This window comes from Achromobacter mucicolens (assembly GCF_902859725.1).
GTDB lineage: Bacteria > Pseudomonadota > Gammaproteobacteria > Burkholderiales > Burkholderiaceae_B > Achromobacter > Achromobacter mucicolens.
Genome location: NZ_CADIJP010000015.1, coordinates 72,241 through 83,012, shown reverse-complemented (window position 1 = coordinate 83,012; position 10,772 = coordinate 72,241). Strand labels below are relative to the sequence as shown.

Genomic DNA, 10,772 nt, shown 5'->3' with positions numbered 1-10,772 from the left:
CCGCCCACAAGGCCGCCGCAGCTGCCCCCGCCAAGTCCAGCCTGTGCTGCCCCCGCAACGGTCCCCATGCGCGCATCCGCGCCCATGGCAGCCCGATACCGGCCTGTTCGCTCGCCAGGATGCCTGTTCCCCGCCCCGCGGCCTTTCGGCCCGCCCGGCGCGCGGGCATTCTCCCCATCGTGAATGGCCTGCGGGGTCGCGGGTCGCTTCGAGGTTATGTAGATGAAAGCCCGCTCCATCCGGCGCTACGCCGGCGCCTTGCTCTGTACCGCTCCGGCCATTGCCGCCGCCCAGCAGACCGCTTCCCCCGCCCCCGAACTGGACAGCATCACCGTCACCGCGCAACGCGTGCCCACCGACGGCCGCACGCTGCCGGTGTCGATCTCGGTCATCACCGCCGAGGACATCGCGGCCAGCAGCGCCCGCACCATGCAGGACCTGCTGTCCACGCAGTCCGGCATCAACCTGATCAACACCACCAGCTCCAGCGACAACGCCATCGTGGACCTGCGCGGCTTCGGCATCACCGGCGCAAGCAACACGCTGATCCTGATCGACGGCGTCAAGCAGAACACCAACGACCTGTCGGCGCCCAGCCTGGGCGTGGTGCCGCTGGACCAGGTCGACCGCATCGAAATCGTGCGCGGCAGCGGCTCCGTGCAATACGGCGGCGGCACGACCGGCGGCGTGATCAACATCATCACCAAGTCCGATTTCACGAAGGAACCGGTGACCGCCCGCGCCACCGCCACCTTCGGCAGCTACGGCCTGCGCCAGTACGACGCCGCCGTCTCGATGAACAACGAGAAGGTGGGCGTGGACGCCTACATGCAGTCGCTGCACAGCGACGGCTACCGCGACAACAGCGGCGAGCGCCGCGAGGGCGGCGGCGGCGGCATCACGTTCCGCCACGACGACGGCTCGATCCGCCTGTACGGCCGCACCACCACGCAGAAGCTGGAACTGCCCGGCCCGCGCACCATCAACCCGTTCACCGGCGTGAACGAGTTCCAGGACGATCCGCGTGGCGCCAAGAACGACGTCGACTACGTCAAGACCACCACCACCACGTTCGGCCTGCAGCTCGAACAGGCCATCGGCGCCGGTGTCCTGTACTCGGACCTGTCGACCCGCGAAAAGAAGCTCAGCGGCCTGACCTATGACGGTTTCGGCGACACGCTGCGCGACCAGAAGCTCGAAGAGAACATCGCCAGCGTGCGCTACCGCCTGCCGATCAACGGCGGCCACAGCGTCGTCTTCGGCGCGGACGCGCAGGAAGCCAAGACCACCGCCGACCAGAATGCCTACTACGACTTCGAGCCCTCGAAGTGGCAATCGCGCCAGCACCAGTACGGCCTCTTTGCCGAAGGCCAGATCCGCGCCACCGACAGCACCTACATCACGGCGGGCGTGCGCCGCCAGTACGCATCCGACGACCTGGAAGTGATTTCGGGTTCCGGCACGGCGTCCGACCGCAGCAACCACCTGACCGCCTGGCAGTTGGGCGTGCGCCAGGATCTGGCCAGCGGCTTCGGCGTGTATGGCAAGATCGGCCGCAGCTTCCGCCTGCCGAACGCCGACGAACTGCTGTCGGTCCAGTCGCCGCTGGCGCCGCAGACCTCCACCGACAAGGAAATCGGCGTCACGTGGCAGTCGGCATCCAGCAGCGCGCGCCTGTCGTACTTCCGCTATGACCTGACCAACGAGATCCAGTACAACCCGCTGGCCGATGGTCTGTGGGGCCCGGGCACCGGCGCCAACACCAACCTGGATCCGACCCGCCGCCAAGGCGTCGAACTGGAAGGCCACACCGCCCTGTCCAGCAGCGTGAGCCTGGACGCCAACGTGACGTGGATGCAGGCGCAGTTCCGCTCCGGCACCTACGCCGGCGTGGACCTGGCCGGCAAGACCGTGCCGCTCGCCCCGAAGTGGCTGGCCAACGCCGCCGTCACCTGGCGCCCCACCGACGCATTCCTGTGGAACGTGTCGGCGCAATACGTGGGCAAGTCGCGCATGGACAACGACCAGGCCAACCAGTTCGACAAGCAGCTAGATGCGTACGTGCTCTTTAACACCAAGCTCGCGTACAAGTTCACCCGCAACATCGAAGGCGCCGTGGGCGTGAACAACATCTTCGACCGCCAGTACGCCACGTACGGCATCCGTGGCGGCAACGCTTCGTTCGAAATGCTGGGTCCCGTCGCCAACTACAGCCTGTACCCCGCTCCCGGCCGCAACTTCTACGCGTCGCTCACGCTACGCTACTGATTGCCGCCTGGCGGACAGGGCCTGCCGGCATGCGCCTTTCCGCCAGGCTCAGATCCCGCGCAGGCCCTGTCCCGCGTTTATGCCCACCCGACGGAGCCGCCGCATGACCTCGACCCGCGTCCTGACGACCGCCGGACTGGCGCAGAAGTTGGTACAGAAACTTGCGCCGAAGCGGGGTGCGAAGCCGGCCTGGATGTTGGCGCTGGTGTTGTCGCCAACGTTGGCGCTGTCTGCGCTGCCCGCCCTCGGCGCGCCAGCCATCCAGGTGCAGGACGACCGAGGCCGCGCCGTCGCGCTGCAGGCGCCCGCCCGGCGCGCCGTCACGCTGGCGCCCCATGCCACCGAACTCGTCTACGCCGCGGGCGCCGGCGGATTCATCGCGGGCACGGTGCTGGGCAGCGACTACCCGCCCGCCGCCCGCGCGCTGCCCATCATCGGCGACGGCACGCAGCCCGATGCCGAGCGCGTGGCCGCCGCCCGGCCGGACCTCCTGATCGCCTGGCAACCGTCTGCCGCCGAACCGCTGGCGCGCGTGATGGACAAGCTTGGCGTGCCCGTGTTCTACAGCGATCCGCTGACGCTGGACGCCATCCCCGGCGCGGTCGAGCGCATGGGCAGGCTGTTCGGCACCGAGCCCGTGGCGAACGCCGCTGCCGCGGACATGCGCGCGCGGCTGGCGGCCCTGCAGGCCCGCTATGCCGGCCGGCGCCCGGTGCGGGTCTTCGTGCAGGCGGGCCTGGACCCGATCTACACCCTGAACAACACCAGCATCGTCAGCGATGCGCTGCGGCTGTGCGGCGGCGTCAACGTCTTCGGCCAGGCGCCCATCGTGGCGCCGCAGGTCACGCTGGAAGGCGTGCTGGCGGCCCGGCCCGAGGCCGTGCTGGCCGGCATCTCGCGCCCCGAGGACACGCAGGCAAACCTGGCCGCCTGGCAGGCGATGGGCCTGCCGGCCGCGCGCCAGGGCCACGTCTACGGCGTCGACGCCGACGCGCTGTACCGGCCCGGCCCGCGGCTGATCGACGCGGCCGAGGCCCTCTGCGCCGACCTGGACCGGGTGCGCTGACGCGCGCGATCCGCAATTAGTGGAACGCGCCGGCCAGCGTCCCCGCCCTGCCATCCTGCGTCCTGCTTTATCATTCGGCATCAGTCAGCCAGTCCCCGCGGGCCTCGCATCGTGCGCGCCCGCCCTTTGAAGCACCGCCATGACCACACAAGACACGCTCACCATCGCCGGCCGCGCCTATTCGTCGCGCCTGCTCGTCGGAACCGGCAAGTACAAGGACTTCGAACAGACCCGCGCGGCGCTGGACGCCAGCGGCACGGAAATCGTCACCGTCGCCATCCGCCGCACCAACATCGGCCAGAACGCCGGTGAACCGAACCTGCTGGACTACGTCCCCACCTCCAAGTTCACGCTGCTGCCCAACACCGCCGGCTGCTACACCGCCGACGACGCCGTGCGCACGCTGCGCCTGGCGCGCGAACTGCTGGACGGCCACGACCTCGTGAAGCTCGAAGTGCTGGGCGACCCGCACACCCTGTTCCCCAACATGCCCGAAACGCTCAAGGCCACCAAGACGCTGGTCGACGAGGGCTTCAAGGTCATGGTCTATTGCACGGACGATCCCATCCAGTGCCGCATGCTGGAAGACATGGGCGCCGTGGCCGTCATGCCGCTCGCCTCGCTGATCGGCTCGGGCATGGGCATCCTGAATCCCTGGAACCTGCGCCTCATCATCGACCAGGCCCGCGTGCCGGTCGTGGTCGACGCCGGCGTGGGCACCGCGTCCGACGCCGCCATCGCCATGGAACTGGGCTGCGACGCCGTGCTGATGAACACCGCCATCGCCGCCGCGCGCGACCCCGTCCTGATGGCCAGCGCCATGAAAAAGGGCGTGGAAAGCGGCCGCGAAGCCTTCCTGGCCGGCCGCATGCCCAAAAAGCTGTACAGCGGCGCGCCCAGCTCGCCCACCGAAGGCCTGATCACCGGCGGTCCCGCCAAATGAACGCGCGCCAGCCGGCCGCCAGCGGCCGTCCCATCCCCAACGCGCTGACCATCGCGGGCGTCGACCCGTCCGGCGGCGCCGGCATCCTGGCCGACGTCAAGGCCATGAGCGCGCTGGGCGCGTATGGCTGCGCCATCATCGCCGCGCTCACCGCGCAGAACACGCAGGGCGTCACGGGCATCTCGCCGGTGCCGCCCGCCTTCGTCGGCCTGCAGATCGACACCCTGTTCAGCGACGTGCGCATCGACGCGGTCAAGATCGGCATGCTGGGCCAGCGCCCGGTCATCGAGGTCGTGGCGGAAAAGCTCGCCAAATGGACGCCGGCGCACATCGTGCTGGATCCGGTCATGGTCGCCAAGAGCGGCGACCTGCTGCTGGAGAACGACGCTGTCGGCGCCATGCGCGAAGCCATGCTGCCCCTGACCACCCTGCTCACGCCCAACCTTCCAGAGGCCGGCGTGCTGCTCGAAGAGCGCCCCGTCGAGACCGTCAAGGAAATGCGGCGCGTGGCCGAGCGCCTGCGCAACAAGCTGGCGCATTCGGGCGAGCGCTGGGTGCTGGTCAAGGGCGGCCACCTGCCCGGCAGCGAAACCATCGATCTGCTGCACGACGGCGACCGCATGATCGAACTGCCCGGCCATCGCATCGACACCGCCAACACCCACGGCACCGGCTGCACGCTGTCGGCCGCGCTGGCGGCGCTGCTGCCCCAAATCGGGGACGTACCAGAGTCGGCCAAGCGCGCCAAGGCCTATCTGACTGAGGCCATCCGCCACGCCGAGCGCCTGTCGGTCGGCTCGGGCCACGGTCCGGTCCACCACTTCCACGGCTGGTGGTAGGCACGCCTGCCCCGCGCAAAGACGGCGCCCCGCAGGGCGCCGTCTGCTTTTCCGGGGTACGGGCTGCGCCTGAAACATCTGCCGCCCGGGCACGCCGTCACAGGACGCTACGAATCGGTACAATGGTCCGTTGATTCCTCTGTTTTTTCTGACCGTCATGAACGCTTCGACCCTGCCCGACGTAGAACAAGCCCGCTTCAACATGGTGGAACAGCAGATCCGCCCGTGGGACGTCCTGGACGCCAACGTGCTGCAAGCGCTGTTCGATGTGCGCCGCGAACAATTCGTTCCGCCGGCCCTGCGCGGCCTGGCGTTTTCCGACCTGGAGCTGCCGCTCGAGATCAACGCGGTCAACACCCGCGAGAACATGCTCGCCCCCAAGGTCGAAGCACGCCTCGCCCAAGAACTGCTGCTGACCAAGTCCGACTGCGTGCTGGAAATCGGCACCGGCTCCGGCTACCAGGCCGCCCTCTTGGGCTACCTGGCGCAACAGGTCACTTCCGTCGAAATCGACAGCCGCCTGGTGACCTTCGCGCAGCAGAACCTGCAGATGAACAACGTCACCAACGTCAAGGTCGAAACCGGCGACGCCCGCAATGGCTGGGGCTCCACCGAATACGACGCCATCCTGGTCACCGGTTCCGTGCCGGTCGTGCCGGACGCGCTGAAGTACCAGTTGCGCGTGGGCGGCCGCCTTGTCGTGGTCGTGGGCCAGGCGCCCATCATGACCGCCTGTCGCATCACCCGCACCACCGCCGCCAGCTTCGAAACCGTCAAACTCTTCGAAACGGTCATCAAGCCGTTGCGCGGCGTCACGGTGTCGCAGTTCAAGTTCTAATCCCGCAACCCCGCCGCCTGCCGCCCGGCCCCCTTGGGGCCGGCGTCACGTCCGGCGGCCCGGCGTATCGTTGAAAAATCATGCGCGTCCGATCACTGACGGCTTTACTGGTTTTCACCTGCGCCGCAAGTGCCGGCCCGCTGACTGCGTCCGCCCAGAACCTCGTCCAGGTCTGGCAGGCCGCGCTGGGCAATGACCCCACCTATGCCGCAGCCCGCGCCAACTACCGCGCCGGCCTTGAAAAAGAACCCCAGGCCCGCGCCCTGCTGCTGCCCCTGATCACCGCCGAAGCCGGCGGCGCCTACCAGGAAACCCGCAGCACCCGCGGCCTGTCCTACGCCTACAGCGGCGGTCGCGGCGTCTGGGACCTGGCGCTCACCCAGCCGCTCTTTGACTGGGGCCGCTGGCAGAACTTCGAACAGTCCAAGCTCATCGTCGCCGACGTCGAAGTCCAGCTGCAGCAGGCCTACCAGGACCTGCTGCTACGCGTCGCCGACGCCTACTTCAACGTCCTGTACGCCCAGGACACCCTGACCGCCACCGAGGCCGAAAAAGCTGCCGTCGCCGGCCAACTGGAATCGGCCAAGCGCAACTTCGAACTCGGCAACGCCACCATCACCGACACGTACGAAGCGCAATCGCGCTACGACCTCGTCGTCGCCCAGGAGCTGCGCCTGCAGAACGACCTGGAAGTGCGCCGCGACGAACTGGCCAAGATCATCGGCACGCAGCCCGGCGCCCTGTCCGAACTGCCCTACGGCGTGCAACTGCCCGCCCCCCAGCCCGCCCGCATCGCCGACTGGAGCAACCAGGCCGCAACCTCCAGCCTCGAAGTCCTGCGCGCGCAACTCCTGACCCGCATCGCCGGCCGCGAAATCCAGATCGCCAAGAGCGGCCACTACCCCACCCTGAACCTGCGCGCCACCAGCGGCAGCGCCAGCGACGCCGTCATGCGCAACGCCGCCCCCGGCAAACCCATCGACAACACCATCGGCGTGGTCCTGTCCATCCCGCTGTACTCCGGCGGCGGCGTGTCCTCGCAAGTCACGGAAAAGGTCGAACTGGAACAAAAAGCCCGCTACGACTACGAAACCGCCCGCCGCCAAGCCGTCCAAGCCACCCGCCAGTACTACACCGGCGTCACCAGCGGCCTGGCCCGCATCCAGGCCCTGGAAGCCGGCGAAAAATCCAGCCGCTCCGCCGTCGAAGCCAACCGCACCGGCTACGAGGTCGGCGTCCGCATCAACCTGGACGTCCTGAACGCCCAGCAACAGCTCTACGCCACCCAACGCGACCTGGCCCTCGCCCGCTACAGCACGGTGCTCTCCGGCCTGCGCCTGAAGGCCACCAGCGGCATCCTGGCGGAATCGGACCTGGAAGCCATCAACCGCCTGCTGCGCACGCCGCGCTGAGCGAGCAAGTGGCAGCACGGGCGAACACCCGCGCCCCGGGGTCACGCCAAGATCGCGCCACCGGTGTCTGACTGAGCTAACCCGCGCCACCGATGGCGCCACCGGTGTCTGACACCCTTGAAGCACTGTCTCCAACCCAAGATCATCTCCGCGGGTGTCAGACACCTTGTATCTTGGCCACTGTAGTGATTAGCTATCGCTACAAGCGGACCGATGAGCGTGTTCAGACACCTAGAGCCTGGACTTTGTGGTTCAGATTACGCCTCGGTTCCGCACCTCTGAGCCGGCTGGACACTGGACGGTAGCCTAGGGCTTTGGACCCTGTATGTACAAGGCAAGTGGGCGCAGCGGGCTTCTTTGGTATTGGCAAGGGAGCTTAGGTTTATGTTTTTTCTCGGAATTGACGTTTCTAAGGCGAAGCTGGATTGCGCGTTGCTTGGCAGCGATGCCAACAAACGCAAGACCAAGGTCGTACCCAACTCGATAGCGGGCGTGCAGACGCTGCTGCAGTGGTGCGCCAAGCAGGGAGCCGAGCCGGCGCAGTTGCATGCCGTGCTCGAGCCCACAGGGCAATATCACGAGCAGGCCGCCACGGCCCTGCATGACGCTTCGGTCAGTGTCTCGTTGGTCAACCCTGCCCAGGTGCGCGACTTCGCCGGGGCGCTGGCGGTGCGCTCCAAAACCGATGGGATCGATAGCTACGTGCTGGCCCGCTACGGTCAGGCGCTCAAGCCTGGGCTGTGGCGCCCCGCACCGCTGCATGTCCGTCAACTACGGGCCTTGTTGGCTCGGCGCGACGCGCTGGCCAAGGATCTGCAGCGCGAACTCAATCGCCAGGAGAAGACGCAGTTCAGTGATCCACCCGTGCTGGTCGAGGGATCCATCGCCAAAACGATCGCGTTCCTGCGCGAAGAGATCAAACGCCTGGATCATGCGATCAATGACCACATCGACCGCCACCCGGACCTGAAGGAGGATCGGGAACTGCTGACCAGCATCCCTGGCATCGGGGATCGAGCGGGGAACTCGATCCTGTCGATCATGCATAACCGGCACATCGAGTCAGCCGAGGGCTTGGCCTCCTACCTGGGGGTGGTACCGGTGCAACGCCAGTCCGGCACCAGTCTGAACAGCCGGCCGCGGCTATCTAAAACGGGTCCCAGCACGGTACGTGCCACCCTCTACATGGCCGCTATCGTCAGCAAGCGCTTCAACCCACACGTTGGTGCGCTTTATGCGCGACTCTTAGCAGCTAGAAAGAGCAAAATGGCCGCGCTAGGCGCGGCCATGAGAAAGCTGGTGCATCTATGCTTCGGCGTGCTTAAAACTCGGACACCCTATCGGCCCGACTACGCCTGAACGCTTGACGGTCAAGACGGTATCTAATCACCAACCCCCCCACCAGCGCGCAAGCGCACACCGCCACGACGCCCCACCGCCCCGATGCCGATTGCCGCCGCCCGGGCGGCAGCAATTCGGCGGCCCCGCAGATCTTCTGCCCTGACCACAGGTCTTACAGCGCCACATACCAAAGACCCTCGCAGCACGGCGTCGCGGTCACCGTGGGTGCGAGCGCCGTCGATGCGCCCGAGGGAATCTGAAGGGAAGGCCGAAGGCCTGGACGAAGATGACGAAGGGGAAGTCCGGAGCGAAGGCTCCGGACCGCAATCGTGGGCGATCGTGCCCACGGTGACCGCGGCGCCGGGCGACCTACGAAGATCGGCAGCACCACCTACGAAGATCGGCATCACCGACCTAAAAAGCCCGGCATCACCGGTCTACGAAGCCCGCAGCACCAACCTACCAAGCCCAAAGCACAAAAGAAAAGGCGGCCACCCAGGCCGCCTCACATTCATCCAGCACCTCAAATTCAAAGCCTTCAACCGCCCTGAATCTTCTTCACCAGCGCCGTCGTAGACCGCTCGAACTCAAAGGGAATCGCAACCGCACGCCCCCCCCAAGTCTTCACCAACGCCGTCTCCGGCAACGTCTCCATGTCGTAATCGCCACCCTTGACGATCAGATCCGGTCTCAGCTCCCCGATCAACGCCTCAGGCGTATCCTCGGAAAACGACGTCACCGCCGACACAAACCCCAACGCCGCCAGCAACGCCGCCCGATCTTCCATGCGATTGAGCGGGCGTTCCGCACCCTTGCCAAGCCGCCGCACCGACTCATCGGTATTCACGGCGACAATCAGCGTTGCGCCCAACTGCGCCGCCTGGTCCAGATACGTCGCATGCCCCCGATGCAGGATGTCGAACACCCCGTTCGTGAACACCAGCGGCCGCGGAAAGCGGCCAGCGGCGACGGCGGCGACGAGTTCGTCGCGGGACAGGACCTTGGATTCGAAACGGGCGGCAGGCATGCGGCGATTATAGGAGGGATCAGCTGCCCGCCAGGATGATCTCTTTGTCCTTCGGAACGATCAGCGCCGTCATTTCCTTGCGATAGCGGTTCAGATCCTTCACCGTCTCAAAGCTGCGATCCATCAGCTTGGACAGGATGTGCAAGATGCGGCTGGCCACCTTCTGTTCCCACACGCCGTCAAAGCGGATCTGCGTGTCCAGCCAGTGTTCCAGCCAGCCCGGCTCCGGCAGGCGCGACTGCACCGTGTCGTTCGGGAACAGATCCTTGTTCACGTGCAGATTCGTCGGATGCAGCGCCTGCTGCGTGCGTCCCGCCGAAGCCATCAGCACCCCGATCTTCGAAAACGCCAGACGGGCTTGCTCGCTCGTTTCCTGCCCGCGGTCGTGCAGCGCACGGCGCATGTATTGCAGGTAGGCGCCCGCGTGACGGGCCTCGTCCTGCGCCACCGTCTTGTAGATCGCCTTGATGACCGGCTCCGTGTGCCAGTCGGCCGCGCGGCGGTACCAGTGGTTCAGGCGGATCTCGCCGCAGAAATGCAGCATCAGCGTTTCGAGTTCCGGGGCCTGATCGAATTCAAAGCGCACGTTGTGCAGCTCTTCTTCGGTGGGCACCAGATCCGGCCGGAAGCGGCGCAGATACTCGATCAGCACCAGGGAATGCTTTTGTTCTTCAAAGAACCAGACCGACATGAACGCGCAGAAATCACTGTCGCCGCGGTTGTCGCGCAGGAACATCTCGGTGGCCGGCAGCGCCGCCCACTCCGTGATGGCGTTCATCTTGATCGTGTGGGCCTGCTCGTCCGAGAGCTTGCTGCGGTCGAAATCGCCCCAGGGAATATCGTGCGCCATGTTCCAGCGCACAGCTTCCATGGTCTTGAAGAGTTCAGGATAAAGCATGTTCTGCCCTTGTATTCGTCCCGCTAGTGGGGCTATGAAAATTGATGAATGGCGCGCGCGTTCTTATAGGCGTCGGCGCTGCATGCCACTTCTCGCAGCGCTATTTTTCGCCGTCTCCCGCGAAGCTATGATGACCGTTT

General features: G+C 66.4%; 9 protein-coding genes. 7 read left to right on the top strand and 2 right to left on the bottom strand.

Annotated features, from left to right (window positions below; translation table 11 throughout):
- The first annotated feature begins 222 nt into the window (after positions 1–222).
- The 7 genes from HV786_RS19245 to HV786_RS19215 all read left to right on the top strand — a co-directional run bounded on the left by HV786_RS19245 (position 223) and on the right by HV786_RS19215 (position 8,725).
- The gene (locus HV786_RS19245; protein ID WP_128827064.1) at positions 223–2,268 is read left to right on the top strand and encodes a TonB-dependent receptor; all 2,046 of its coding nucleotides are present in this window, start codon (positions 223–225) and stop codon (positions 2,266–2,268) included.
- Between the two features lie 193 nt (positions 2,269–2,461).
- A complete protein-coding gene (locus tag HV786_RS19240; RefSeq protein ID WP_254599495.1) occupies positions 2,462–3,334 on the top strand; it encodes a helical backbone metal receptor in 873 nt (290 codons plus the stop codon).
- A gap of 139 nt (positions 3,335–3,473) precedes the next feature.
- Positions 3,474–4,277, top strand: a complete 804-nt coding sequence (locus HV786_RS19235) for a thiazole synthase (RefSeq protein ID WP_062840242.1) — start codon at positions 3,474–3,476, stop codon at positions 4,275–4,277.
- Positions 4,274–5,116, top strand: a complete 843-nt coding sequence (thiD, locus tag HV786_RS19230; RefSeq protein ID WP_128827065.1) for a bifunctional hydroxymethylpyrimidine kinase/phosphomethylpyrimidine kinase — start codon at positions 4,274–4,276, stop codon at positions 5,114–5,116. The genes HV786_RS19235 and thiD overlap by 4 nt, the downstream gene beginning before the upstream one ends.
- 157 nt (positions 5,117–5,273) lie before the next feature.
- Positions 5,274–5,954, top strand: a complete 681-nt coding sequence (locus HV786_RS19225; RefSeq protein ID WP_056327622.1) for a protein-L-isoaspartate O-methyltransferase family protein — start codon at positions 5,274–5,276, stop codon at positions 5,952–5,954.
- Between the two features lie 80 nt (positions 5,955–6,034).
- Positions 6,035–7,366 (top strand): TolC family outer membrane protein, encoded by a 1,332-nt coding sequence (locus HV786_RS19220; protein ID WP_128827066.1) that lies wholly within the window; start codon positions 6,035–6,037, stop codon positions 7,364–7,366.
- Positions 7,367–7,750: 384 nt separating this feature from the next.
- Complete coding sequence (locus HV786_RS19215; RefSeq protein WP_128827067.1) at positions 7,751–8,725, top strand: IS110 family RNA-guided transposase; 975 nt, start codon at positions 7,751–7,753, stop codon at positions 8,723–8,725.
- Between the two features lie 520 nt (positions 8,726–9,245).
- Here the strand turns inward: HV786_RS19215 and HV786_RS19210 are convergent.
- Together HV786_RS19210 and HV786_RS19205 are read right to left on the bottom strand one after the other, a co-directional pair.
- Positions 9,246–9,734, bottom strand: a complete 489-nt coding sequence (locus HV786_RS19210) for an adenylyltransferase/cytidyltransferase family protein (RefSeq protein ID WP_128827068.1) — start codon at positions 9,732–9,734, stop codon at positions 9,246–9,248.
- 19 nt (positions 9,735–9,753) lie between these two features.
- Complete coding sequence (locus HV786_RS19205; protein WP_056327535.1) at positions 9,754–10,632, bottom strand: ferritin-like domain-containing protein; 879 nt, start codon at positions 10,630–10,632, stop codon at positions 9,754–9,756.
- Positions 10,633–10,772: the final 140 nt, after the last annotated feature.